This is a genomic window from Pedobacter sp. 22163, assembly GCF_052045595.1.
Classification (GTDB): Bacteria; Bacteroidota; Bacteroidia; order Sphingobacteriales; family Sphingobacteriaceae; genus Pedobacter.
The window spans coordinates 214,003-240,330 of the sequence record NZ_JBQEPM010000009.1 but is presented as its reverse complement, the minus strand read 5'-3'; the positions used below and the strand labels follow the sequence as shown (position 1 = coordinate 240,330).

The following is a 26,328-nucleotide window of genomic DNA, read 5'->3' as shown; positions in this document are numbered from 1 at the left end:
AACAACATTTTAACACATATTATTTTATAGCTTTTATTTTGTTATCTCATCCTTTTTTAGGCTTTAATGACTCCTTTGGCATAGTCATTGTCATAGCCATGTTACATTTATTACCTATTTAAAAAAAAAGTGAAAGAGATGAAAAAGACAGTTCAAATTTTCAGCATGCTTTTAATAGCATTAACCGTAATGGTATCATGTAAAAAGGATACCGATCCTGCAGATAGGGATTTCTTCGTGGGTACTTACAAAGGAACCGTTTCCTATCGTAGCGGTGAGACTACCATTAACAGTTCCGATGGTAAAGTAACAGTAAGCAAAGTTGGCGAAACTTATAATTTTTACTTTGGCAACGGCATTCCTGATATTACAGGTGTAAAGTTTGAAAAAACAGGCGACAACAGTTATGTAAGTATTGGCTCAGGTTTAACAGGTATTAGTATTGATGCCAGTACCCTTAAAATTTTAGTTTCGAAAGATGGGCAAACCTGGACTGCAAATTGCACAAGGTAAACCATTTAAAAGACAGAAGGCCCGATCAGTAATCGGGCCTTATTTTTTTTGCCTCACCTCATTCCAAAATCAAAAAAATGAGTTTCATGCTTAATTTAGTTAAATTTATAGCATGAGTTTTGAATTAAAAACACACCTCGAAGAAATCATTTCCCTTACCGATCAGGAGTTTGAGCATATAGCAGCACATTTCAAACCAAAAACGCTAAAAAAACACCAGTACCTGATCCAGGAGGACGAATTTGTTAATCACATTTATTTTGTAGTTAAAGGTTTGCTAAAGGCTACATTTACAGATGCCAATGGCAAAGAGTATATTATCCAGTTTGCGATGGAAAACTGGTGGCTTTCCGATTTTAGGGCTTTTTATGGTCATGTTAAATCGATTACCAACATCAGCTGCTTAGAAAACTCAGAACTACTCTCCATTAGCAAGGATAGTTTAGATCAGCTATGCAGCGAAAGCCATAAAATGGAGCATTTTTTCAGGGTAAAAAACAGTTTAGGCTATGTAGCGTTACAGCAAAGGATTTTATCACTTTTGACCACAAGCCCGAAAGAGCGTTTTGAACAACTCGCTCAACAGTATCCGCAATTGATGCAACGGGTTTCTAAAACAATAATCGCAGCATACCTGGGCATTTCCAGAGAAACCTTAAGCAGGCTTTCCACAAAAGTGTGATTTTGCGCACATTAAATTTGTGATTGAAGTCCTTTGCTGCCCTATTCAAGTGCACTAATTTTGTGATACACTTAACATAAAAATATGAATAAGAAAGTTTTATTCGTGCTTACAAGCCACGACGAATTAGGAAATACAGGTTTAAAAACAGGTTTTTGGTCAGAAGAGTTGGCAGCGCCATATTATGCCTTAGCCGACAAAGGTATTGATATTGTATTGGCCTCACCAAAAGGTGGTCAGCCACCAATTGACCCTAAAAGTGAAGATCCTTCTTTTCAAACCGAAACGACGAAAAGAATGGACAAAGACACTGTTCTTTTGGACAAATTAAAAAACACCATTCCATTGGCCGATATAATGATGGATGATTATGATGCCGTTTTTTATCCTGGCGGCCACGGACCACTTTGGGATTTAGCAGAAAGTGCAACTTCACAACAGCTCATTTCAGAATTTTATACCGCCAACAAGCCTGTTGCTTTTGTATGTCATGCTCCGGGAGTGCTTAAGGATGTAAAGATAAATGGTGAATACCTGGTAAATGGAAAAAATGTAACCGGGTTTACCAATACCGAAGAAGAAGCTGTACAATTAACAAACGTAGTGCCTTTCTTAGTAGAGGATATGTTGAAAAAAAATGGTGGGCAATACAGCAAGATAGCTGATTGGAATCCCTATGCCATAGCTGATGGCTTATTGATTACCGGACAAAACCCTGCCTCATCAGAAAAAGTTGCAGAAGAATTATTAAAGCTCCTTGCTTAAATTTAAATCCTCAACAAGGCCCGCTTTAGCCAAACCTTGTTGAGGATTTCTTATTATAACTCGTCTTCGCCCTCATCTTCTTCAGGCACATATTTTTCAATGGCCTGTCCAATAGCATTTACTTCTTCGTCTTCTTCAAAAATCGGAAGTTCAGTTTTATAATCCATTTTTAACCAGATAGATGAAGTATCCTTTTGAATTTGAATATATTCTCTTCCATCTTTAAAAATGGTATACGAATCATTTCCTTCCGGAAAAACTGAATAATTAATTGGCCCTATTTCTATATCAAAAGGTTCTTGCATGACTATACTTTTTCTTCAAAGATAAAAAATATTTTCTTCGGGTTGAGCCGGTTACCTAATGACATTCTTATCTTTATGACATAAATTTACTTTATGAATTTTTCAAAAGCAGATAACAAAGTTGCCAGAAAGTTATTCGAGGTAGCTTTACAACGGGAACTAAAAAAACAGATGCAGGTGTTCTCCGAAATTTTAAACCAATGGAAAACACAACAGCCTGAAGATAATAGAGACGATTATTATAAAATTTTCACCGCTGTAACAGATTTCGACAAGCACATCGCCAGAAGGTACGATGGCATGAGAAATTCGTGGTTTTTTGATACGATCATCGCTATGCTATTAGACAAAACGATCATACTATCAGATTTAGAAGATTTTTCGGAAGAGGCAAAAAGTGAAATATTGAGGGCACTAAAATTTAGACAACAAAACGAATGATAATTAAAATATTACGCTTGATTGTTTAAAAATCCCATCATTTATATTACTTTACGGCTAAAGAACTTACGCGATAGATAAGAAGATGAAGTTAACGTTTTGGGGCGCAGCACAACAGGTAACGGGAAGTATGCACCTACTCGAAATTGGGCATTATAAAATACTGATAGATTGTGGATTAGATTATGAGAAGGAAACCTACCAGGAAGAAAACCAACAATTCCCTTTCGATCCGGCAAGCATCAATCTGGTTATTCTAACTCACGCCCATATCGATCACTCTGGCAATTTACCTACATTGGTTCGATTGGGTTTTGAAGGTCAGGTGCTCTGTACGCCACCAACAGCCGACCTTACTTCAATACTATTATTCGATTCTGTGGAACTTTTCTTAAGGAAAGCAGGCCGAAAACCCAGAACTAAACGTGGCAATTTTAGCGGACCAAAACCTTTGTACCTACATAAACATGTAATGGATACAATCGATCGTTTTGTAACCATTGCCTTTAACAAGCCTTTCAAAATCAACGGCGATATTAGCCTAACCTTTGTGCCGGTTGGCCATTTGCTTGGTGCTGCTGCAGCTATTTTAACTATCAACGATAATGGTGTAGAGAAGAAAATTGCTTTTACAGGCGATATTGGCAGAGAGAACTACCCGGTGTTGGTTAACCCTGAGCCGCTGCCAGCGGTCGACTACCTGGTAAGTGAAGCAACCTATGGCGGGAGGGTGCACACCAAAGATCAAACCTTAGAGGAAAGATTAGTTCAGGAAATTACCGAAGCCTGCATTAAGAGCCCTGGGCGATTGATTATTCCTGCATTTAGCATTGGTCGTACGCAATCGTTGGTATTTGCCTTAAACCAGATTTTCACCAAAAAACTGTTGCCACCTATTCAGATTTTTGTAGATAGCCCCATGGCCATCCAGGCTACCGAAGTTTACCGCAAACACCATAACCTGGTAAATCAGGAAGCGAAAGATTTTTACCAAACCATGGGCGATGAGTTTGAATTTGAGCATCTTGCTTACGTTCAAACGATGAAAGAAAGTAAAGATGTTTCCAATTATTTTGATCCTTGTATTATCATTTCATCGGCAGGCATGTTAGAAGGTGGGCGGATTCAGGATCACTTGTACTACAACATTCAGAACTATTATTGCACCATTCTTTTTATTGGCTACTGTGCAAAAGGAACACTCGGTTACAAGCTATTAAGTGGGGCACCTATTGTCCGCATTAAAGACCGTGAAATGATGGTTTACGCCACGATACACCAAACCGATCTGCTCAGTGGCCACGGCGATCATAACGATTTAGTGAAAACAATTAAACAAACTGGCCAACCCAAAAAAGTTTTCTTGGTTCATGGTGAAGATAAAAGTCTGCAAAGTCTTTCTTTAGCTTTGCAAGAAGATGGTTTTAACGTAGCCGTACCTGAAAGAGGAGAGGTTTTTGAATTATAATATTATGCTGTCATTCTGAGCTCAGCGAAGAATCTTTATTTAGTTGCATGGCGCTAACATTTATACTGAAGGCAACAAATCTAATGACTGTTTTCCATCGTATGCAGATTCTTCATTGCATTCAGAATGACAATAAAACCGATCAGCTCCTTACTTGTCCGTCACCTCTTACCACCCACTTATAACTGGTTAATTCTTCCAGCCCCATTGGTCCGCGGGCGTGGAGTTTTTGCGTACTAATGCCAATTTCGGCACCTAGACCAAACTGTGCACCATCCGTAAATCCGGTAGAGGCATTGGCATAAACCGCAGCAGCATCTACTTCGTTTAAAAATTGGGCAATGTTAGCGGCATCTTCAGAAATAATGGCTTCGCTATGTTTTGAGCTATAATCGGCAATGTGGTTCAAAGCTTCAGCTAAATCAGCTACTACTTTAACAGCTAGCTTTAACGACAAAAACTCTGTACCAAAATGTTCAGGCTTAGCCAGGCTTAACAAATGTTCAGGGTAAGAAGCTTTTAATAGCTCAAAACTTTTTTCATCAGCATAGAGTTCAACATCGCTATCAGCCAAGAGAGATAAAAGCGCAGGCAGATCATCAAGCCGATTTTGATTAATTAGTACACAGTCAAGCGAATTACAAACACTTACCCTTCTGGTTTTTGCATTAAAAATAATTGCTTTGCCTTTCTCCAAATCACCAGTCTCGTCAAAATAGGTATGTACAATCCCAGCTCCGGTTTCAATAACGGGGATTTTACTGTTTTCGCGAACGTAATTAATTAACGATTGACTTCCCCTTGGGATTAAAACATCTACAAAACCTCTTGCATTCAATAAAGCTTCGGTTGCGGCTCTTTCGGCTGGCAATAGGGTTAAAACATCGCGATTGATTTTATGCCTCTCCAAAACCCCATGTATCACCTTTGCAATAGCCAGATTCGAAAATTCAGCATCACTGCCTCCTTTAAGCACGGCAACGTTTCCTGTTTTAAAACAGAGTGAAAATACATCAGCAGTAACATTTGGTCGGGCCTCGTAAATTACACCCACAACACCTAAAGGCACACTAACTTTTTGTATATGAAGCTGGTTTTCCAGCGTTTTATCTGAAAGAATTTTACCCAACGGACTGCTTAAGCCTGCAACATTTTTAAGATCGTTTGCAATATCAGCAATGCGCGCAGCGCTTAACTTCAGCCTGTCGTATTTTGGATCTTCAATGGGCATTTTTGCTAAATCTTTTACATTTTCAGCAAGAATTAATGCTATATTGGTTACCAAAGCCTCAGCCAGATCTGTTAGAACAGCATCTGTCGTTTCTTTACCAAGGCTAACCAAGGTGCGACTTGCTTGTTTTGCTTTTTCAAAGTATTGTTTGTAATCCATTTTGTTAATTATTAACCGCAAAGCGCGCTAAGTTTTCGCAGAGAACGCAAAGCTAGTGATGCCCTTTCGTTTGGTTCATACTGCCTCAGCGTTCTTTTGCGTCTTCTCTTTGTGTCCTTTGCGGTAAACCTTTAAATAGCCGAGTAAAAATAATCGTAATGCACCAGCGCTTTCTGTTTCTTCTGTCCGATACGTTCTCTGGCTTTATCAGATCCGTATTCCGCTATTCCGAGCCCAATGAGATTGTTTTTTTCGTCTATGATTTTAATAATATCGCCTTTTAAAAAGTCAGTTTGTATTTCGATAATCCCTATGGGCAATAAACTGGTGGCTTTCCCAGAAGTCAATACTGTTTTTGCGCCATCGTTTAATTTTACAATGCCCGTGGCAGCAGTTTCAGAATGGGCAATCCATTTTTTCTTGCCCGATTTACTTTTTTCGGGAACGAAGCGTGTATGCACCAGTTCATTGTTTAGCAAAGAAGTGAGCACATCATCTTGCGTTCCGTTGGCAATATGGACTGTGATGCCCAGTTTTGCCACTTTCTGTGCCATGGTAGATTTAGTGATCATTCCGCCACGGCCAAATTGCGATTTACCCGTTTGGATAAAAGAAGCCAGGTTAGCTACCGAACCATTAATTTCCTCAATAACGGCCGATCCTTCAATTTTCGGATCGCCGTTGTAGATGCCGTTCACATTCGACAGGATAATCAAGGCATCGGCATTTAACATCGAAGCAATTAATCCAGCCAATTCATCATTATCGGTAAACATTAGTTCAGTAACCGAAACTACATCGTTTTCATTCACCACAGGGATTACCTCATTTTGAAGCAAAATCTGTAAGCAGTTCTTCATGTTTAAATAATGTGCCCGGTCGCGGAAATCTTCTTTAGTAACCAAAACCTGTGCACACTGAATTTCATGCGCCGCAAAAAAATTAGCGTAGGTGTTAATCAGTTTAACCTGACCAATGGCTGCTAAAAGTTGTCGGGTAGTTACGGCGTCTTGTTTTTCAGATACCTTGATCAAACTTCTGCCCGATGCTACCGCACCCGAAGAAACCAAAATAACCTCAATACCAAGTTTTTTTATATCGGCCAGTTGATTTACAAGGTGTTTAATCCTTGCTTCATCAGGCAAACCATTCGCTTGTGTAATTACATTCGAACCAACTTTAACAACTATTTTTTTGTACCCTAATTTCATTATTATTTTCAAGCAATTTGATGTGGCAATTTACCATCAATTTTTCTAATTCAGATGATTATCTATAGGCATAATGGATTTTTGCTGAAATGATAATTTAGTTAGGGCGTTGGGCGTGGAATAAACGGTTAAACAGTTAACCGCCATGCTACCAATGAACAAATGACCAATGAACTATTGAACTAAATTATTAAATTGCATTCGACCTAATTCAAACCACTATGAAACGTATCTTAACTGGCTTGGTTGTACTCAGTACAATTACAGCTTGTAACAATCCTCAAAAGAAAGAAATGAAAGCAATTAAATGGCCCGATGCCAAGGCCCCTATAGCAGAGATTATTCCACATAAAAGAACAATACATGGCGATACCGTGGTAGATAACTACTATTGGATGATCGATTACTTTAAAAAAGGTCCTGATAGTACAAAAGTTGTCGATTATTTAAAAGCCGAAAATACTTATCTCAACACGATGATGAAAAGTACAGATCAATTTCAGGCCGATCTGTTTAAAGAAATGAAAGGGAGGATTAAAGAAAAAGACGAATCTGTCCCTGTTTTCAGGAATGGCTATTTCTATTACACCAGAACGGAAGACGGGCAGCAATATTTTAAGTATTGCCGTAAAAAGGGGAGCTTAACGGCCGCTGAGGAAATACTGTTAGATGTAGATAAACTGGCAAAAGGCCATGCCTATTACAGCGCAACCGGATTTAGTGTTAGTCCCGATAATAAACTTTTAGCTTTTGGCGTAGATCAGGTTTCGCGCCGCCAATACACCATCAATGTTAAAAATTTAGAAACCGGCGAAATGTTAAAGGATGCCATTACCAATACCGAAGGTGGGGTAGCATGGGCAAATGACAATAAAACACTTTTCTATACTTCTAAAAACCCTGTTACACTATTAAGCGAAAAAATTAAAAAACACACGCTTGGCACCGATGCTAAAACAGATGCCGTAGTTTATGATGAAAAAGACAACAGCAACTATATCGGTGTAATGAAATCGAAAAATGGCCGTTTTATTTTCATTGCATCGCAGGGAACATTAACTACCGAATATAGAATGATTGATGCCGATCGTCCAGAGGCTGCGTTTAAAGTATTTTCACCACGCTCAAAAGATGTTTTATACGATATTTTAACGGTAGATGATAAGTTTTACATCATAACCAACTGGAATGCCAAAAATTTCCGTTTGATGCAATGCCCGCTGGATAAAACAGAAAAAGAAAACTGGAAAGAGGTTATTCCAAACCGTAAAGATGTTTTACTCGAATATGGGGAGGAATTTAAAGACCATCTGGTATTATCAGAACGTAAAAATGGCTTAACCGAACTACGCGTACTGAAGAAGGATGGTAGCGATTATTATATCAAGTTTGATGAACCTGTTTACGCTGCCGGCGTTGGTGCAAATCCAGAATATAACAGCAAAACACTGCGTTATTCGTATACCTCTTTAACCACGCCAAATTCAGTTTACGATTACGACCTCGAGAAAAAGGATAAAAAACTAATGAAACAGCAGGAAGTTGTTGGTGGTTACGATCCTAAAGATTATGCAACGGAACGAGTTTTCGCGACAGCAAAAGATGGCACAAAAATCCCAATTGCTTTGGTTTACAAAAAAGGCTTTGAAAAGAACGGACATGCACCATTGCTGCTTTACGCTTATGGATCCTACGGATCTAGTACAGATGCAAACTTCTCTTCGCCAAGATTAAGTCTCTTAAACCGTGGTTTTGTTTTCGCTATTGCCAACATCCGCGGTGGACAGGAAATGGGACGCCAATGGTATGAAGACGGTAAATTGATGAAAAAGAAAAATACCTTTACCGATTTCATTGCCGCGGGCGAGTACCTGGTTGATCAGAAATACACATCAAAAGGCCATTTATATGCACATGGAGGTAGCGCAGGTGGTTTATTGATGGGCGCTGTGGCTAATATGGCTCCCGATTTATGGAACGGTATTATTGCCGATGTTCCTTTTGTTGATGTAATTAACACCATGTTGGATGAAAGCATTCCGCTAACCACCAATGAGTTTGATGAGTGGGGAAATCCTAAACAAAAAGCAGCTTACGATTATATGAAAAGCTATTCCCCTTATGAAAATGTAGAGAAAAAGGCCTATCCTAACATGTTGGTTACTACAGGCCTGCACGATAGTCAGGTGCAGTATTTCGAACCTGCTAAATGGGTAGCCAAACTAAGGGCAACTAAAACTGATAAGAATGTATTATTGCTTAAAACCAATATGGAATTTGGCCATGGCGGCGCATCAGGCCGTTTCGATTATTTAAAAGATGTTTCACTAAGGTGGGCATTTTTATTCTCATTGGAGGGGATAACGAAATAATTTTTCAATAGATTCGTCATTCCCGCCTGCGCGGGAATGACAACCATCCTTCTTAAATTTAAATCGAGCTAAATCCACAATGAATACTAAACTAAAAACACTCCAAATTATCCACCTTGCTTTATGCGCTGGGGTTTTCCTCTTTGCACTAGTAACCATATTTCTCAACCGCGAGATCATGTTTTTTGATGCCAACCCTAAAACCACTTCGCCTTTTAACCCAATATTTCCAATAATGGGATTGATCACCATCTCGGCGAGTATATTTTTTTATAGAAACTTAATGGCAAAAATTGACAAAAATGCTTCTGCCGATACCAAGATTAACATGTATCAAAGTGCGTTTATCATTAGTTCGGCAATGCTGGAAGGAGGTGCTCTTTTTAATATTGTTGGTTTTTTTATGACACATAATTCGTTCTTTTTAATATTTGGTGTAGCTAATTTTATTTTTTTGATACTCAAAAGGCCTACCAGGAATAAATTGATTTCCGCTTTACAATTGCAATACCCAGATACAGAGGCTTTGTAAGCAATTAGCCTTATCTTTGCCCCCCAATGGAATACAATGTTCACACTTTGCCAAACGGCATACGCTTACTGCATGTGCCCTCGGCCTCTGCCATATCTCACGCTTGCATCATCGTCAACACAGGATCGCGCGACGAGCCTGAAAATAAAGCGGGTTTAGCACACTTTATTGAGCATTTGATTTTTAAGCGTACCGAAAAACGCAGCACCAATCAGATTTTAAACCGCTTGGAGAGTGTTGGGGCAGATTTAAATGCCTATACTACAAAAGAATATACCTGCGTGCACGCTTCTTTTTTGAATCCATATTTAGATAGAACATTAGATCTTTTCAACGATATTCTGTTCCACTCCACCTTTCCTGAAGAGGAAATGGATAAAGAAAAAAGTGTAATCCTGGATGAAATCTCTTCTTATTTAGATCAACCGGAAGAGGCTATAAATGATGATTTTGAAGATATGCTTTTCGCTGGCCATGCACTGGGCAACAACATTTTGGGCACGACTGAATCCGTTCAGCATTTTACCAGGGAGGATGTAATCAATTTCAGAAAGGCCAATTACCGCACAAACGAAATTGTGGTGGCCGTTTTGGGCAATTACACTTTAAATAGCGTTGTAAATAAAGGGAGCAAACATTTTGCTGATGTTGAAGAGAATAATCCAAACAAAGAAAGGGTTAAACCAGGTATAATCGCACAAAACAATACTACTATCTATAAGCCGATTATGCAGGCACACTGTATTTTAGGCAGGCAGGCATATTCTACTCACCAATCGCAAAAGGTGCCTTTAATGCTGTTGAATAATTACTTTGGCGGTAATGGAATGAGTTCGGTATTAAATTTACAGATCAGGGAAAAATATGGGATTGCCTATACCATTGAGTCCAATTTTTCTCCATTAAGTGATACAGGTATTTTTTCCATTTATTTCGGAACAGATAAAGAAAAGCAAGCCAAAGCACTCTCTTTAATCTTTAAGGAGATCAAAAAGCTTAGAGAACATCCTTTAAATGAACTGCAGTTACAAAAAGCCAAGAACAAATTTATCGGACAGATTGCCTTAGGGGAGGAAAACAGGATCGGTTTAATCATTTCAATGGCTAAAAGCCTGATCGATCATAACAAAATCGATTCTCTGGAAACTGTTTTTGAGAAAATAAATGCCGTTACCACCAAGCAAATGGCAGATGTTGCCAACGAGATTTTAGATATTGAGCAACTGAATATCTTTACTTTCTGCCCAATAGAGGAATAATTCTTATTTTTGTACAGAACTTGCCGTCATACTGAGGCACGAAGTATCTCAAACGATGAGCAGTTCAATTAAACATAGTAGCAACTTGTTTGGACAGCAATTAAGATGTTAGAGATTCTTCATTGCATTCAGAATGACAATTTTGCGATTAACAAGCTCAGATTGAGATCTGGAAAAAAATATAATACAATGAAATTACCAATAGTAGCTTACGGTGATCCTGTTTTAAAAAAGGTAGGAACCGATATTGATAAAGATTATCCAGGATTAAAACAATTAATCAGCGACATGTTCGACACCATGTATTATGCAAATGGTGTAGGCTTAGCTGCTCCACAAATTGGTTTGCCTATCCGTTTATTTATTGTTGATACAGGTGAAGATGAAGATGGCACACCAGGCTATAAAAAGGTATTTATCAATGCCGAAATTTTGGAAGAAACGGGCGAAGCCTGGAGTTTTAACGAAGGCTGCTTAAGTATTCCTGATATCCGCGAAAACATTATGCGCAAGCCGAATATCAAAATCACCTATTTTGATGAAAACTGGGTAGAACATACTGAGGATGTAGACGGAATGCCTGCACGCGTAATCCAACATGAATACGATCATATTGAAGGAAAATTATTTACCGATAAAGTAAGTGTTCTTCGCAAGACCATGCTTAAAAGCAAACTGGATGCGATTTCGAAAGGAAATATCAAAACAGATTACAAAATGAAGTTTCCGAATAAGAGTAAGAAAAGATAAGTTTTGATGTAAGATTTAAAGGGAAAGTGGAAACATTTTCCCTTTTTTGTTTTAAGGCGTATCTCCATTAATTCCTCTCGGCCGTCATCCTGAACTTGTTTCAGGATCTTAATAACGCCATAGATCCTGAAATAAATTCAGGATGACGTAACGATAAAGACTAATTCGTCCGGCTCTTATCCCCATCAAAAATCTGCTGCATCAGCTTGCCCCAGGCGAAAGGATTAAGTAGGGGATTGGTTTGCACCATGTTTTTATTGACCATCCTATCAAAATTATATCGGTAATTCTGGCTGCCTATTTCCTGTCCATCACGAGGCAATGTTTGAATTAAACCATCAATTGAGGAGCGCGAAAGGTTCTTTTTGGCTATGGCCATATCATCATCCGCCAGTTTCATCGACAAAAACTCGCGGGTAAATTCTTCTGTTGTTGCCCATGGAAAAACACGTACCGAAGGTAAATCGATCACATTGGCTTTCAGTTTAACCATAATCGTGTACTTACTGTCCGGTGTACTTTCTGGAATTACCGTAGAAAATTTTTTATAACCAATGGCCGTGAACAAGATGGTATCGCCAGGATTTACAATGAAGGTAAAATACCCTCTATAATCAGCACCAACCCTTTTACTCTTCGCAGAAAGATTGGTGATGGTAACGTAAGGAATCACGTTTGAGCTATCGATATCGGTAATAATCCCAGAAAATTGGATAAGTTTATCCTGTGCCGGCTTTTGTTGTGCAAAAGCGGTTACAGAAAAAATAAGGCAAATTAGGGCAACACAATATCTCATTAAGACAAAAGTAATTTTATTAATAAAACTTCCTTGTTAAATAGTGTTAAAGCTTATTCTTGCTCGGCCATGTTAACGGCAACTACTGAAGTGATCTGAGGAACAGCTTTCATAATTGCCTGTTCGATACCAGATTTCATAGTCATGAAACTCATCGGGCAAGAACCGCAGTTGCCTAAAAGCTTAAGCTTTACTGTTCCTTCAGATGTAATTTCTTCAACAGAAACATCACCTCCATCAGCCTTTAAATACGGCCTGATAGTTTCCAATGCCTGTTCTACTTGTTCTGTTAAATTCATTATATATATTTTAATTTATAAAAATAGTAATTTTTTAGCAATTCACCATTTGCGCATTGTTGATGGATATCTGTTGAGCAATTTTACTTGCAATATCTCCAAATATAACATCAAGCAGCGGGTTCTGGTTCAGTGCTACCGGTTTCCCTTTATCTCCAGCTTCCGAAATGCTCTGGATAATTGGAATTTCGCCTAAAAACGGCACATCAAAACGTGCTGCAAGTTCGGTACCGCCACCTTTTCCGAAGATATAATATTTATTCTCCGGCAATTCTGCTGGTGTAAAATACGACATGTTTTCTATAACACCTAAAATCGGAATATTAATTCCCGGCATCCTGAACATAGCCAGACCTTTGTGCGTATCGGCCAAAGCAACCTGTTGAGGTGTCGTAACTACCACTGCCCCCGAAATCGGGAAGCTTTGCGTAATAGTGATGTGGATATCGCCGGTTCCCGGTGGAAGATCTACGATCAAATAATCCAGTTCGCCCCAGTTGGTATCGTTAAACAATTGTTTTACTGCATTCGATGCCATTGGTCCGCGCCATGGCACTGGTTGTCCCGGATCGGCAAAAAAGCCTAAAGACAATAACTTGATCCCATATTTCTCGATCGGTAAAATTTTGGTTTTACCATCGGCTGTTTCTTCAGCGCCCGGCTTGGCATCAACCAGATCGAACATGGTGGGTACCGATGGCCCATAAATATCGGCATCGATAAGGCCAACTTTTGCACCATCTTTAGCCAATACAACTGCCAGATTACTCGCAACTGTAGATTTGCCAACGCCTCCTTTTCCAGATGAAACCAAAATGATGTTTTTGATGTTATCCAACGATGAGGAATTGCTTGGCTGGGTTACCCTCGAAGTTACATTGATCACTACTTCTGCCGTTGGCGATACAAAATGCTTGATGGCATTTGTACAGGCATTTTTGAGCATTTCCTTCATCGGACATGCCGGTGTAGTAAGCTCTAATGTAAAATTGACCTGGTTATCTGTAATCTGTAAATCTTTAATCATGTTTAAAGTAACCAGATCTTTTTTAAGATCGGGATCTTCAACATTTCTAAGCGCATCTAAAACTTGTTGCGGGCTAATCTGCATGGTATTAATTTAAATTCAAAATTAACAAAACATAGCTATAAATACTTTTATTTAGGCTTTTTAACTGTAATTTTAACACGAAATAAACATTTAATTGTTACGTTTAAGCAATTAACCATTTTAACGACTATATGCGAATACCAAAAATTAAGATCCCCAAAAAATATTTAAAAATCGGAGCCTGGGTTTTAGGTGTTTTTTTAGTTGTTTGTATTGCATTGGGTGCGGTAGCCTATAGCAAAAGGGAAGCGCTTCTTAAAAAAATGGTGGCCAAAGCAATTGCCAAGGCCGATAAGGATTATGGTTTGGAGGTAAAAATCGGGGCGGCCGGTTTTACAGGGTTGAGCACTGTAAAGATGACCAATATTTCTGTTGTTCCTAAAGATAGGGATACGCTTTCTAATATTGGCGAACTTAGTGTTGGCGTTAAACTTTTCCCGCTCATTTTTGGCAAAGTAAAACTCTCAGAAGTAAAGTTGAACGATGGTTTTGTAAGTGTTGTACTTAAAGATTCGACCACAAATATCGATTTCATCTTAAAGCGCAAGAAAAAGGACAGCACCCAAACCAATGGAAAAGCCAACTTACCAGAAATAGCCAGTAATATCTTAAATCAGGTCTTATACAAAATCCCTGACGATATGGATGTGAAAAACATGGTTTTTAAATTAAATGATCACGATACGGCCAAATTGAGTTTTGCAACCACGGCTACAATTGATGGTGGTGATTTAAAATCAACCATTGATGTAAACAATAACGAATCTACCTGGCACGTAAATGGTTATGTAAACCCAGGCAGTAAAGAACTGAGCTTTACCGCTTATGCTGATGGAAAAAAACTGGAATTACCTTACTTAAACAATAAGCTACACGCAAAAATCAGTTTTGATACCTTACAAACTGAGCTTAAAAATGCAAAATACAGCGGCGATGATTATAAAATTTCTGGCTCATGGTCGGTAAAAAACATGCTGATTAACCAGCCACGTATTGCTTCAAACGATATCATTATACAAAGTGCAAAACTGGATGCCGATATTTTAGTTGGGCCTAATTTCATTGCTTTAGACAGCACCTCAACCGCCTACCTAAAAAATGCACAGATCCACCCCTTTGTTAAATATATTTTAGGAAAGAACAAAATATATGAGTTAAAACTAAATGCCGAAGAACAGGATGCACAAGGGGTTTTAGATGCTTTTCCACAAGGCTTGTTCGAATCGCTGGAAGGATTGAAAGTACAGGGTAAGGTGAAGTATAACCTGAATTTTTATTTAGACACTAAAGTACCAGACAGCGTGCGTTTTAGCTCTACCTTAACACCGGTTGATTTCAAAATTGTACAATGGGGTAAAACCAATCTGCAAAAAATCAACAGCCCATTTGTTTATACGCCTTATGAGTATGGCAAACCGATGCGCGATATTACCATAGGCCCATCAAACCCAAATTTTACGCCTTTATCATCAATATCGAAAAACTTTATTAATGCGGTTTTAACAGCAGAAGATCCATCATTTTTTACGCACAATGGCTTTGTTGAAGAATCGATCCGTAAATCAATCGCCGTAAACTTTAAAGAAAAGAAATTTAAACGCGGTGGCAGTACCATCAGCATGCAGCTGGTTAAAAATGTTTATTTAAGCCGTCAAAAAACCTTGGCCCGTAAAGCGGAGGAGATATTAATTGTTTGGCTTATTGAGCATAACCACCTGGTAAGCAAACAACGGATGCTCGAAGTGTATTTCAACATTATGGAACTAGGCCAGAATATTTATGGAATAGGTGAGGCTTCGCGCTATTATTTTGGAAAACAACCTGCCGATTTAACCATCGGTGATGGATTATTCCTGGCGAGTATTGTTCCTAAACCAAAGGCATCAATGTATAAATTTATGGCTGATGGCAGTTTGAAACCTTACATGTTCAACTATTTTAGGTTTATGGGAAATATTATGGCAAGAAGAGGTTTAGTGGCGAGCGATACTTCTGGTTATGGTTTCTATAATGTACGTCTAAGAGAGGGCCTCCGCCAGTATTTAGCACCTGATACGGCTGTTATCGATACTACTGCATTTGATGATGATGGAGACGGCTTACCAGTTGTGATTGTACACGATAAAAATAAAAGTTTCTTCGAACGCCTTTTTGGTGGCGGATCTAAAAAAGATACCACAAGCAAACAGATAACCACGCCAGCCGATACCACTAAAACCAAAAAACAATTGAGGCAGGAGCGTAGGGAAGAACGAAGACGACAAAAGGAATTGGAAAAAACTCAATAGTAATCAGTTTGCATTTGCCAGTTGAGCCACACGATTAAACAATTAACCATGACCAAGTTTGCAATTGTAGTTTACAGTTCTTAGTTAAAACCCAACGATTACCAGATACCGATTTATACAAATTAAACAACAATAAACTTTCAACAGCAGCATGCACAAAATAAAAGTAGAGGACAAAGAATTCGAGATATTTTTAGAGAACGATACCTTAAACAAACGGATCCGTTTACTGGGTATCCAGATCAATGTTGACTACGAAGGTAAATGCCCGCTATTTATTGGTGTATTAAATGGTAGTTTTTTGTTTATGGCCGATTTAATCAAAGAAATAAACGTACCCTGCGAAGTTGCTTTTATGCGTGTGGCCTCATACGAAGGAACAGCAAGTTCGGGAAATGTAAAAGAATTAATCGGACTGCCTGATAACATCGAGGGCAGAGATATTATCATTGTGGAAGATATTGTTGATACAGGCTTAACCTTAACGCATATTTTAAAAACAATAAAAGAAAAAAACCCTGCTTCAATTAAAGTAGCTTCTCTTTTGCTTAAACCAAGTGCTTTAAAACACGAAATTGAAGAATTGGAATACGTTGGTTTTGAAATACCTAACGAATTTGTAGTGGGTTACGGATTAGATTATAATGGTCTTGGTAGAAACCTGACTGATATTTACAGAGCAACCGAGGCATAATTTTTAGATTGGATTAATTTATTTTTCGCACCTTTGCCCAATAATTTCTAAAACAATGACCATACATAAAGAAGGCTATACCACCATTGCCTTAAGCATATTGTTTATCTTCGTAATCAACGCGGTGGTTGATTATAAATATCACGACATAACCTGGTTACGCTGGTTCATTTATATCTTTTCGGCTGTATTATTTATTATTGTACTACAGTTTTTCCGTAACCCGAGCCGCAGCTTTTCTTCGGGCGAAAACCTGGTTATCTGCCCGGCAGATGGCAAAGTTGTAGTAATCGAAGAAACAGAAGAAGGGGAGTATTTTAAAGATAAACGTTTACAGGTTTCGATTTTTATGTCGCCAATAAATGTTCACATTAACCGTAATCCAATTTCTGGAGTGGTGAAGTTCTTCAAATATCACCCGGGAAAATACCTTGCTGCTTGGAATCCAAAATCATCAACAGAGAATGAACGCACTACAACTGTTGTAGAGCATAAAAATGGCACCCCTGTATTGTTCCGTCAAATTGCCGGTGCTTTAGCCCGCAGAATTGTATGGTATGTTAAAGAAGGCGATCAGGTAGTACAAGCTGAGCAATTTGGTTTCATTAAATTCGGATCTCGGGTTGATGTATTTTTGCCCGTAGGTACAAAAGTAAACGTAGAACTAAACCAGGTTGTAAAAGGCGGCATTACTACACTAGCTACTTTAAGTTAAAGTTATATATTATATAAATATAGACAAGCCGTCCCGATTTACATCGCGACGGCTTTTTATTATATCACAAATAAGAATTAACCGGATGGCCTGTGGAAACACAGACCAAGGCATTTGAAAAGATTTGAAATACGAAAATTGCCACATAAACCTGATAGTAACGAAAAGCTCGAAACGCAGTGGAGACTTGAAGTGAATAGCAGGAACAAACCTCAATAGTAGCTATGCCCTTGCTTTCCAAAAAGAAAAAGAATTACATATTTCTATTATCTGTAAGACAACAATGTTATTAAATTAACATCCACTCGTTGTCAGTCTGAGCTTGCCGAAGACCTTATGCAATAAAAGACTGTCTTCCGACAGGCTTAGGATGACATCTTTTTTGTTTTTTGAGTGAGATACAGGCTAAATAATCACGACACTTAACAGTTTTTAATCCATAACATCATTACCTACTTCTTCATTATTACCTGCCGGAGCTGGCCTATCGCTGATTAAACGCTGTGTAGGATAAGCAAAATCCGATTTATTCCGTATAACAATATCCATAATTTCGAGATTGATTTCCTGCCTGATTTTAAGGAATTCTGCATAATCTAATACGGTTACAAAATAGTTAACCTCTACATTTAAACCAGAATCGCCAAAGCTCTTAAAGGAAGCATTTCCATCATCACTGGTACCTTGATGATTATTGATGTAACTTTCTATCTCGGTAATAATTTTTCTAAGTGATTCCGAATTGGTTTCGTAAGTAAGCCCGATAATAAAAGAGACCTTGCGCGAATTCCTGAGCGAAAGATTTTCTAAAACACCATCAATCATACCTCTATTAGGTATAGTAGCCATCGTTTTTTCAGAAGTTCTGATCCTTGTGCTCCTAAAACCTACTTTTTCAACCGTTCCTTCCACACCATCAACCTTTACCAGATCGCCAACTGTAAATGGTTTATCTAAAAAAATGGTGAATGAGCCTATCAAGTTCTCTAAGCTCTCTTTAGCCGCCAAAGCAATGGCAATACCACCGATACCCAATCCGGTAATCAGCGTTAATACATTAACCTCGAAAACAAAACCCAGCAGCGTAAAAAAACCGATAAAGATTACGATCGTTTTAAACAGCTCCTTCAAGAAAGGAACCAATTGATCATCTGACTTGTTATCGGTAAGTGAGGCTTTATATAACAAAACATGGCTAATGAAGTCGATTATCCTTAAAATAATCCAAAAAATAGACAGGATGATCCCAAACAAAAATATCCGGTCAATACAATCGCCAATTGTTACAGGTATTAATTCTTTAACTTTACCTATTAATTTGCTGTAATGGAATACGGCTACCTCCAGCGGGTGTTTTAACTGGTTGATGGATAGATAAAGTGTGGTTAACAGAATAAAAACCTCAATGGGTTTTACCAATAAGGCAACAAAAGCATCGTTATGCGATTGATTTGAAAAGTTTCTGAAAAGCTTAAACAGTAGCCTGCTTAACAGCTTAGAAACAATATTCTTAAAAACTAAGCCTAAAAAAAGTATGCCTCCGAAAAGGAAATAGGCTTTTACGGTATTACCCCAAAACACTTGGTCGAAAAAAGCAGAATCTAACATTTAACAAAGGTACAAACAAAAAAACCTCCACGAAATTAATCGTGAAGGCTATATCTTATAATAAGGAGTATTATTTTCTCAAAGATTTGATACGAGCAGCTTTACCAGTTAAAGCACGTAAATAGAACAATTTCGCTCTACGAACTTTACCATAGCTATTCACTTCTACTTTCTCAATGTTTGGAGAACTAAAAGGGAAAATACGCTCAACACCAACACCATTGCTCATTTTACGAACTGTGAAAGTTTCGTTAGCACCAGCACTGTTACGTTGTATTACAACACCTTGGTAAATTTGGATACGTTCCTTATTACCTTCGCGAATTTTATAGTGTACGCTCACTGTATCGCCAGACTTGAACGCAGGAAAATCTTTTTTCGCGATGGCCTGCTCTTCAACAAATTTTACTAAATCCATGATTTTAAGCTATTAAATCGATATTTCATCCCGTGAAAATCGGATTGCAATATTAGGGATTATTTTTGAGAAAAAAAAACCTATTTTAATTTTTTCCACATTCTTTATGAATTCCACATTCGATTGTGTTAAATGCTTCTATTCCAAAAGATCAGGAGGACACTTATTCACGAATATATCTCGAAATTTGGTTCAAAATATCCTGAGGTAAAATATTTACCTATTAATGGTATCAAGTGTGAATAATGCAACTAGGCAATGTTTCTTCCGCCTTTATTATCTTTTCTAAAATAGCGTCCCGGCTTTCTTCTACCCCTTCGTCACAAGGCGATATATGCAGTTCTTTAAGGTTCTTTAAATCCTTTAAAACCCATATATCTTCTAGGCGGATTTTAGTCCTCCAGATATCGAGGTATTCCAGATCGGTCAGTTTGTTCAGATAAGGCAAACACGCTTTAGTAATATTTTCATGCTTCATCAGGGTTAAATCTTTAAGCTGCTTAACATTGCTGATCAATTTCACCCCCTCATCGGTCACCCTCGTTTCTTTCAAATAAATACTCCCCATAACCGAAACTTTTGCAAAAAGCATGGCTAAATACTCATCATCAACCAAAGAATCAATGCTGGCAAAACCAGGCAGTTCTGTAGGGATGTTTTTAGCTTCGGTAATACGTCCAAAATGCCACCAGAACTGTTTTTCTGCGCCTTTAAGTTTCATTTTATCAAAGTAAAGAAGGGCTGGGTTTTAAACCGCTAGTACACGCCATAACCTAAAACGCCTATTTTTTCTTTCTCATCAGCATAAGTAACAAAATTGTACTTCGTTCCGGATTTGCTCCAGATATTTTTATTAACCTGCTGTCCATCTATAGATTGTTTAACCATTTTAGCTGTATATCCTTTCTTCTTTAACTCCATGTCAATAAATGCCACATTAATTGCGCCTGAAAAAATGCAAACTATAGTCGAAATTTTATCATTTTTCGCGTAAGACACCTCCATCATATCGAATTTGGAGTCGAAGGCCAATATTTCTTTAACATCGCCTTCCCCTTCTTCAACATCCCCTTTTTCAAAGCCTTTATCCTTCATAAAGGAGTTAATGTTTTGCCTTGTGGTTTTATAAAAAACATCGTTAATCAAGGCTAATTTCTTGTTCTCGTAAGTCTCCTGGCCAAAGGCAAAAGATCCATAAAGCAAAAAAAGTAATACTGTTAATTTTTTCATGTCATGTTTGTTTATCGTGTAATTTCTTTACCTGTTTTATCCATCGCTCCCCATCTGCCGTTTAATCTAAACCTGGCCACTCCATTTTCAAAGCTGCCAACCGCATCGTATTTAATCGGGATCACTTCTTCGCCTGTTGTGTTTATAAAACCCTCTCTGCCATTAAGCCCAACTTTAGCCAAACCTTCCTCAAAATCAGCAATGAACCTATACTTGAAAGGGATGATTTCGTTTCCGTTTTTATCAATGGCGCCATAGAGTTTATTCTTTTCAACAGGAGCAACCCCATCATTAAAATCTTTTGCATAGTCGTATTTAAACTTTGTAAATTCTTTGCCCGTTTTATCGATAAAACCCCATTTGTTTTTTAGTTTCACACTTGCATAACCGTTTTTAAAGTTATTCCCATCTTCGTACTTTAAAGGCGTAATTTCTCTACCTGTAGCGTCAATAAAACCATACTGCTCATTTAGCCTCACCTTGGCGATACCTTCATAAAAATCAAAGGCAACATCGTATTTTAGGGCAGTGATTTCCTTACCTTTTTTATCGATATAACCCGATTTCCCATTTAACTCAACCTGCGCAAAACCATCTTTAAAGTAAATGGCATCATCATATTTGAATGGGATAACCACCTTTCCTGTTTCATCTATAAAGCCATATTTCCCATCTAGTTTAACCGCAATTAATCCTTCGTGGAAGCTGTATCCGGCCTTTTCATATTTAAAAGGGATTACTTCTTTTCCCGCCTTGTCTACAAATCCGTATTTTCCACTTTCGTTCTTTTTTGGACTTAAATCTTGCGCATAACCCGCAATTGCCAGCACACTTAGTACTGCTGTAAGTAGTTGTTTCATTTTGCATTAATTTAAAGGGTGTTTTGCATTTATTAAGCTAAATTATGATAAAGATACCCAGGCAGAAATACCCAATAAAGGGTATATTTACATATACAGAATCCATAAAAAAAGTTCTAGACTAACGATTGGATGGGATATTGATCTGAATAATAGTGCCCTCGTTTTTAACGCTACTGATTTCGAAATTACCTTTGTAATAATTTACTCTCTTTTCGATATTTTCGAGCCCAAAGCCCTTGCTTGTTTTCTGCAGATCGAAGCCGAGCCCGTCATCTGTAAATTGAAAATGGTAATTTTTGGGATATTTATAAAGTTCGATGGTGATTAACTCAGCGTTACCGTGCTTAATGGCATTGTTTATAACCTCAAGTGCTATAAGATATAAATCGTAAATCCATTTTTCATCAATTTTATCAGGAAAATCATAACAGAAAAGCTCAATTTTTGCATCTGTTAAACCCGCGTTTAAACTTGAAATCTGACTTTGTAAACTAGATATCAACGCGCCTTCATCAAGTGCTTTCGGCAGTATTTTATGAGATATTTCTCTGATATCTTCGGCCAGTTCATTTATTGTTCGTTTAGCAAGTTCGGCATTCTTCATGTCGAAAAGATGAATAATATGGGCAATCTTGCTCCCTACATTGTCGTGAATAATGTTAGCAATGTTTCTCCGCTCACGCAGCTGAACTTCACTAATGGCCCTCAACGAACTTTCTTTTTCAAAAATAACCTGCTGCATCAGCTCGTTGTTCTTCAAAAAAATATCGATGTAGTTTCTTGATAAAACGTATCCGAACAAAAACACTTCATAAAGACTGATAAACAACATCCAATTATCGCCCAGCGATTTTGGAATAATTTCAAATGTCTTCAAAATTAAGCAAGCGCCCCATACAAACTGCGGAGCAAAGGCAAGAAGCGCATAAATAGCCTGGGTTTTTTCAATTTTTAGATGCGTTAATGCCGCCAAGAAAAGTACGACGATAGAAGCCAGGAACACAACGTAGCCCAACACAAAAAAGTAACGAAATTCAAAACCCTTATAAAAAACCAATAAGGAAATAGAGGTTAAAATCAACAAAAAGTTTATGCCACCAAGCACTATGATTAACTTATGCTTAACGGGCTGGTTTTCTTTTAACTTTAAAAAATATCCAAGAAAAATACTCAGGGCGATATACCAAAGTGCTCCAGTGTAAACCCGGCCCTCGCTAAAAAACCTAAACTCGGGAAATAAAACGTGCTTGGCGAAATTGGTTGTAATTGCTGTGTAAAACACCGTTAATACAGAATAGCCGATGTAATATCCGTATAACTTGTTTTTAGTCATGAAAAACAATATCCCATTGATCATGAGCAGCAAAAACACCATACCAATAAAAAAAGATGTCAGTGCTGTTTTTTGAGATGATTTGCTTTCTAAATAAGCTTGATCTTCCAAACTATAAGAAAAATCTAAAAAGGAAGTCTCTTTTTTAACCCGTACCCAAAGTAATTTTTCTTCACCTGGCTGCAGATTAAGCTCAAATGCCAAGGTTTCGATAAACGGACTCTGGCCAACCGTTCTATCGCCAATGGTTTTAATTAATCTACCATCATAAAGGCTCAGGCTATCGATATGGTTGTTGTTAAAACACAACCATGTTTTAGTACTTTGCGAAGTGTTTATATTTTTTACAATAAATCTGCACCATACCGCCGCATCTTTGTTGTAGCCGATATTAACCTTGCTATTCTGCTTAAACGGCTGAAATTTTTGTTTTTGGAGCATCCCGCTCGTCCACGATGAATTTTGGTCTACAGCGTAACTGGATACTACCGATATTGATTTGTTTGCGATTTGTGCACAAGAGAGTAGCGGGAATAGCAGAAAGCTAATCAAGTAGATTATTCTCATGGGCAAATTTAATGAGCGAACTGCTGTTATTGATTTCCAACTTCCGGTGGATGTTCTTCCGATGGGTAGTTACGGTTGTTATGCTGATAAATAATACTTCAGCAATTTCTTTACTGGTTAATCCTTTGATGATTAATTTAATAATTTCTTTTTCCTGTCTGGATATACGGAATTTATTGACAATTGAATCGTCAATGGCACTATACACACTCTCGCCCTTTTTATAACTTTTATTGGTATAAAACGCTGTGTCTTTATTTGATTCGATAATACTGATGAGCTCTTCGGCCGGTGTTTCTTTTTTGAGGAAAGCATTCACGCCCAGTTTCTTTGCCTTTTGAATCAGAAAATCTTCGTAATAAGCAGTGAGAACAATTATTTTGGTGCTTTTTAGTTGGGATCTGAGTTCTTCAATCAATACAAATCCATCAAAGTGGTTAATATTTAAATCACAGATAAAAACATCTGCAATGTTGTGCATTAAATGGTTTCTGCAGGAATGTACATCGCTGAATTTAAAAATGCCATAGTTGTTTCCGGTATTTTTAAGCAATTCGGAAATACCATTTAAAAAAAGTAAATGATCATCACAAATAACAATCTGTTTGGGCATATTATCGGGAACTAGAAGCGTTTCTCCTAAAATAGAATTTACCTTTATAATTTACAAGGAAATTTTACTCTAAAAGGTCGGGGCGGCGTGTTTTAGTTCGCTCCAGTGCCTGTTCATGCCTCCATTCGTTCACCTTGGCTTCATGACCGCTTAATAAAACATCGGGTACTTTATGTCCGCGCCAATCTGCAGGGCGAGTATAAACCGGTGCATCAAGCAGTTCTCCCTGAAAACTATCAGACAAGGCAGAAGTCTCATCATTTAAAACACCCGGGATTAAACGCACAACAGCATCAACCACAATGGCTGCAGGAAGCTCACCACCGCTTAAAACATAATCACCAACCGATATCTCCCTGGTAACAAAGATATCGCGTATCCGCTGATCTATGCCCTTGTAATGGCCACACAAAATAATGATGTTCTTTTTAATAGAGAGTTCATTGGCTGTACTCTGGTTTAAAGTAACACCATCGGGGCTCATGAAAATAACTTCATCGTATTCTCTTTCTGCCTGAAGCTTTTCGATACAGGCTGCAAAAGGCTCAATGCTCATTACCATACCGCTACCTCCGCCATATTGGTAATCGTCTACACTTTTTTGTTTGTTGGTAGCATAATCCCTCAGGTTATGGACAACAATTTCGGCTATGCCTTTTTTTTGTGCACGTTGCAAAATAGAATGAGCAAACGGACTTTCTAATAAAGCGGGCAAAACTGTTATAATATCAAAACGCATAACGCAAAGGTAAGTCTTTAGTCTGAAGTCTTTACTTCGAAGGAGAATTTTGCTATACTCAGTATTAATTTTGGCTCTTATAGAAACTCATTGTGGTAAATATTAATCCAGCGTAATAACCTTTACCAGATCGCTTGCCCATTGCAACGGCTTTCTACCGTTCCGTCCGTCAACAACACCACTTACTTTCATTGTTTTTTTGTCATTACTTAGGGTGTAATAGTTTGCATATTGTCTACCTTTAAGATCGTAAGTAGCATCGGCCCTTGCATCCGAAATATTTAGCACATACATGTTATTTGATAAAATTTTAAATGTGCCACTATGCGTGATGATCTGTACGCCGCCTTCCTTGGTGATATTGTAAAAGCTTCCATCCGCTTTAAAAACAATTTTACTCCCAGGATTAGTAGTGTCGTTCCAGATACCAACAAATGGTTTGATTTCTTTTAAACTAGCCTGTTGTACGGTTTTACAAGAAAAGATGGTTAACACTGTAAGAGAAATTACGGCAATTTTTGATATTCTTTTGAGCATGTTAATTTTGGTTAGTACAAGATCTAAATTAACAATTTTTCCTTAAAAAATATTATCTGTTAATCGCCATCCTCCAGCTCAAATATTTCTCCAACAGGTTTATCAAAAACCCGGGCCATTTTTAGCGCCAATACGGTTGATGGAACGTATTTACCTGATTCTATAGTATTTATCGTTTGTCTCGAAACCTGGATCAGATCTGCCAATTCGGCCTGTGTTATGTTTTTAATGGCGCGTTGTACACGGATGTTATTTTTCATCAGAAATCCCTTCTTTCTTTAAACGATACAAACTAAAGTTAAACTTTATAACAAAAACCAACAATACAGTTAACATATTGTAACTCATAAAAGCTAAAAACAGCCCGCCATAAATCGTCCAAGTTGCAATAAACAATACGCCATAAGAAATTAAAACAGACCATTGCCAACTTTTTAACCGTAACAGCGAAATATATTCGTCTTCGTTCTTTTCTTTTGAAAACGAAACTAATAAAAGACCAGTTATGACCAAAGTCAAAATAATTTCATCCCACAAATTTCCGTCCGACCAACTAAATATCCTTGGTATTATCGCTAATGTAACGGCAGGGACGGGCAAATCGAAATAGCTAATTACCGAGTAGGTACCTGCAGATAAAATAAAAACGATCCAACCAATTACCTTGTACTTGTTCGGAATTAAAAGCGAATTTTTCATATATCAAATATTTTTTACTAAATGTAAAGTATTTTTGATACATATGTCAAATATTTTTTACTAAAAGATTATTTTGTTTTACAAAACTGGCTTAATACCAGCAAAACACAAGAAAATGTTTTTGATTATT

Annotated in this window: 29 protein-coding genes; 12 read left to right on the top strand and 17 right to left on the bottom strand. The window is 37.7% G+C overall.

Annotated elements, in window-relative coordinates:
- Window positions 1-138 precede the first annotated feature (138 nt).
- The 3 genes from ACTJKN_RS22165 (at window position 139) to ACTJKN_RS22155 (ending at window position 1,960) form a co-directional block, all read left to right on the top strand.
- Window positions 139-513, top strand: a complete 375-nt coding sequence (locus tag ACTJKN_RS22165; RefSeq protein ID WP_440827883.1) for a hypothetical protein — start codon at window positions 139-141, stop codon at window positions 511-513.
- Between the two features lie 112 nt (window positions 514-625).
- A complete protein-coding gene (locus ACTJKN_RS22160; RefSeq protein ID WP_440827882.1) occupies window positions 626-1,195 on the top strand; it encodes a Crp/Fnr family transcriptional regulator in 570 nt (189 codons plus the stop codon).
- 84 nt (window positions 1,196-1,279) lie between these two features.
- Complete coding sequence (locus ACTJKN_RS22155; RefSeq protein WP_440827881.1) at window positions 1,280-1,960, top strand: type 1 glutamine amidotransferase domain-containing protein; 681 nt, start codon at window positions 1,280-1,282, stop codon at window positions 1,958-1,960.
- A 53-nt stretch (window positions 1,961-2,013) separates the two neighbouring features.
- Here ACTJKN_RS22155 and ACTJKN_RS22150 read toward each other — a convergent pair whose 3' ends face one another.
- The gene (locus tag ACTJKN_RS22150) at window positions 2,014-2,265 is read right to left on the bottom strand and encodes a hypothetical protein (RefSeq protein ID WP_440827880.1); all 252 of its coding nucleotides are present in this window, start codon (window positions 2,263-2,265) and stop codon (window positions 2,014-2,016) included.
- A 93-nt stretch (window positions 2,266-2,358) separates the two neighbouring features.
- Between ACTJKN_RS22150 and ACTJKN_RS22145 the strand changes: the two genes are divergently transcribed.
- Complete coding sequence (locus tag ACTJKN_RS22145; protein WP_440827879.1) at window positions 2,359-2,706, top strand: hypothetical protein; 348 nt, start codon at window positions 2,359-2,361, stop codon at window positions 2,704-2,706.
- An 85-nt stretch (window positions 2,707-2,791) separates the two neighbouring features.
- Window positions 2,792-4,174 (top strand): MBL fold metallo-hydrolase RNA specificity domain-containing protein, encoded by a 1,383-nt coding sequence (locus tag ACTJKN_RS22140; RefSeq protein WP_440827878.1) that lies wholly within the window; start codon window positions 2,792-2,794, stop codon window positions 4,172-4,174.
- Between the two features lie 142 nt (window positions 4,175-4,316).
- On the opposite strand, the gene ACTJKN_RS22135 is transcribed toward ACTJKN_RS22140, so the two are convergent.
- Together ACTJKN_RS22135 and proB are read right to left on the bottom strand one after the other, a co-directional pair.
- Window positions 4,317-5,564 carry a glutamate-5-semialdehyde dehydrogenase gene (locus ACTJKN_RS22135; RefSeq protein WP_440827877.1) on the bottom strand — a complete coding sequence of 416 codons (1,248 nt, stop codon included), beginning with the start codon at window positions 5,562-5,564 and terminating at the stop codon, window positions 4,317-4,319.
- A gap of 131 nt (window positions 5,565-5,695) precedes the next feature.
- On the bottom strand, window positions 5,696-6,775 hold the full coding sequence (gene proB / locus ACTJKN_RS22130) for a glutamate 5-kinase (RefSeq protein ID WP_440827876.1): 1,080 nt from the start codon (window positions 6,773-6,775) through the stop codon (window positions 5,696-5,698).
- A 221-nt stretch (window positions 6,776-6,996) separates the two neighbouring features.
- On the opposite strand from proB, the gene ACTJKN_RS22125 reads away from it, so the two are divergent.
- From ACTJKN_RS22125 to def, 4 genes are all read left to right on the top strand, one after another.
- Window positions 6,997-9,147 (top strand): S9 family peptidase, encoded by a 2,151-nt coding sequence (locus tag ACTJKN_RS22125; RefSeq protein WP_440827875.1) that lies wholly within the window; start codon window positions 6,997-6,999, stop codon window positions 9,145-9,147.
- A gap of 79 nt (window positions 9,148-9,226) precedes the next feature.
- On the top strand, window positions 9,227-9,679 hold the full coding sequence (locus ACTJKN_RS22120; RefSeq protein ID WP_440827874.1) for a hypothetical protein: 453 nt from the start codon (window positions 9,227-9,229) through the stop codon (window positions 9,677-9,679).
- A gap of 26 nt (window positions 9,680-9,705) precedes the next feature.
- Window positions 9,706-10,938, top strand: coding sequence for a M16 family metallopeptidase (locus tag ACTJKN_RS22115; RefSeq protein WP_440827873.1), 1,233 nt, complete (start codon window positions 9,706-9,708; stop codon window positions 10,936-10,938).
- Between the two features lie 189 nt (window positions 10,939-11,127).
- Entirely contained in the window at window positions 11,128-11,688 is a 561-nt protein-coding gene (def, locus tag ACTJKN_RS22110; RefSeq protein WP_440827872.1) for a peptide deformylase, read from the top strand.
- A gap of 160 nt (window positions 11,689-11,848) precedes the next feature.
- Here def and ACTJKN_RS22105 read toward each other — a convergent pair whose 3' ends face one another.
- From ACTJKN_RS22105 to ACTJKN_RS22095, 3 genes are read right to left on the bottom strand one after another with little or no spacing between them, the layout of a single operon-like run.
- Window positions 11,849-12,484 (bottom strand): hypothetical protein, encoded by a 636-nt coding sequence (locus ACTJKN_RS22105; RefSeq protein ID WP_057930958.1) that lies wholly within the window; start codon window positions 12,482-12,484, stop codon window positions 11,849-11,851.
- Window positions 12,485-12,537: 53 nt separating this feature from the next.
- Window positions 12,538-12,783 carry a NifU family protein gene (locus ACTJKN_RS22100; RefSeq protein WP_025141622.1) on the bottom strand — a complete coding sequence of 82 codons (246 nt, stop codon included), beginning with the start codon at window positions 12,781-12,783 and terminating at the stop codon, window positions 12,538-12,540.
- A gap of 34 nt (window positions 12,784-12,817) precedes the next feature.
- Window positions 12,818-13,894: an Mrp/NBP35 family ATP-binding protein gene (locus ACTJKN_RS22095; protein WP_440827871.1), complete on the bottom strand. Its 1,077-nt coding sequence runs from the start codon at window positions 13,892-13,894 to the stop codon at window positions 12,818-12,820.
- 131 nt (window positions 13,895-14,025) lie between these two features.
- Between ACTJKN_RS22095 and ACTJKN_RS22090 the strand changes: the two genes are divergently transcribed.
- The 3 genes from ACTJKN_RS22090 (at window position 14,026) to ACTJKN_RS22080 (ending at window position 17,591) form a co-directional block, all read left to right on the top strand.
- On the top strand, window positions 14,026-16,182 hold the full coding sequence (locus ACTJKN_RS22090) for a transglycosylase domain-containing protein (RefSeq protein WP_440827870.1): 2,157 nt from the start codon (window positions 14,026-14,028) through the stop codon (window positions 16,180-16,182).
- 151 nt (window positions 16,183-16,333) lie between these two features.
- The gene (hpt, locus tag ACTJKN_RS22085; RefSeq protein ID WP_440827869.1) at window positions 16,334-16,876 is read left to right on the top strand and encodes a hypoxanthine phosphoribosyltransferase; all 543 of its coding nucleotides are present in this window, start codon (window positions 16,334-16,336) and stop codon (window positions 16,874-16,876) included.
- A gap of 55 nt (window positions 16,877-16,931) precedes the next feature.
- The gene (locus ACTJKN_RS22080; RefSeq protein ID WP_440827868.1) at window positions 16,932-17,591 is read left to right on the top strand and encodes a phosphatidylserine decarboxylase family protein; all 660 of its coding nucleotides are present in this window, start codon (window positions 16,932-16,934) and stop codon (window positions 17,589-17,591) included.
- A 432-nt stretch (window positions 17,592-18,023) separates the two neighbouring features.
- Here ACTJKN_RS22080 and ACTJKN_RS22075 read toward each other — a convergent pair whose 3' ends face one another.
- From ACTJKN_RS22075 to ACTJKN_RS22025, 11 genes are all read right to left on the bottom strand, one after another.
- Entirely contained in the window at window positions 18,024-19,199 is a 1,176-nt protein-coding gene (locus tag ACTJKN_RS22075; protein ID WP_440827867.1) for a mechanosensitive ion channel family protein, read from the bottom strand.
- Between the two features lie 70 nt (window positions 19,200-19,269).
- Window positions 19,270-19,617, bottom strand: a complete 348-nt coding sequence (gene rplS, locus ACTJKN_RS22070) for a 50S ribosomal protein L19 (RefSeq protein ID WP_029274890.1) — start codon at window positions 19,615-19,617, stop codon at window positions 19,270-19,272.
- A gap of 232 nt (window positions 19,618-19,849) precedes the next feature.
- The gene (locus ACTJKN_RS22065) at window positions 19,850-20,338 is read right to left on the bottom strand and encodes a hypothetical protein (protein ID WP_440827866.1); all 489 of its coding nucleotides are present in this window, start codon (window positions 20,336-20,338) and stop codon (window positions 19,850-19,852) included.
- A gap of 35 nt (window positions 20,339-20,373) precedes the next feature.
- The gene (locus ACTJKN_RS22060; protein ID WP_440827865.1) at window positions 20,374-20,847 is read right to left on the bottom strand and encodes a hypothetical protein; all 474 of its coding nucleotides are present in this window, start codon (window positions 20,845-20,847) and stop codon (window positions 20,374-20,376) included.
- An 11-nt stretch (window positions 20,848-20,858) separates the two neighbouring features.
- Window positions 20,859-21,707: a WG repeat-containing protein gene (locus ACTJKN_RS22055; RefSeq protein WP_440827864.1), complete on the bottom strand. Its 849-nt coding sequence runs from the start codon at window positions 21,705-21,707 to the stop codon at window positions 20,859-20,861.
- Between the two features lie 121 nt (window positions 21,708-21,828).
- Window positions 21,829-23,610 carry a sensor histidine kinase gene (locus tag ACTJKN_RS22050; protein WP_440827863.1) on the bottom strand — a complete coding sequence of 594 codons (1,782 nt, stop codon included), beginning with the start codon at window positions 23,608-23,610 and terminating at the stop codon, window positions 21,829-21,831.
- A complete protein-coding gene (locus ACTJKN_RS22045; protein WP_440827862.1) occupies window positions 23,588-24,223 on the bottom strand; it encodes a response regulator in 636 nt (211 codons plus the stop codon). Before ACTJKN_RS22045 ends, ACTJKN_RS22050 begins: the two co-directional genes overlap by 23 nt.
- Window positions 24,224-24,287: 64 nt before the next feature.
- Window positions 24,288-24,962, bottom strand: coding sequence for a tRNA (guanosine(37)-N1)-methyltransferase TrmD (gene trmD / locus ACTJKN_RS22040; RefSeq protein ID WP_440827861.1), 675 nt, complete (start codon window positions 24,960-24,962; stop codon window positions 24,288-24,290).
- A gap of 102 nt (window positions 24,963-25,064) precedes the next feature.
- Entirely contained in the window at window positions 25,065-25,499 is a 435-nt protein-coding gene (locus ACTJKN_RS22035) for a hypothetical protein (RefSeq protein ID WP_440827860.1), read from the bottom strand.
- A 59-nt stretch (window positions 25,500-25,558) separates the two neighbouring features.
- Complete coding sequence (locus ACTJKN_RS22030) at window positions 25,559-25,759, bottom strand: helix-turn-helix transcriptional regulator (RefSeq protein WP_440827859.1); 201 nt, start codon at window positions 25,757-25,759, stop codon at window positions 25,559-25,561.
- A complete protein-coding gene (locus ACTJKN_RS22025) occupies window positions 25,749-26,198 on the bottom strand; it encodes a hypothetical protein (protein WP_440827858.1) in 450 nt (149 codons plus the stop codon). The genes ACTJKN_RS22030 and ACTJKN_RS22025 overlap by 11 nt, the downstream gene beginning before the upstream one ends.
- Window positions 26,199-26,328 lie beyond the last annotated feature (130 nt).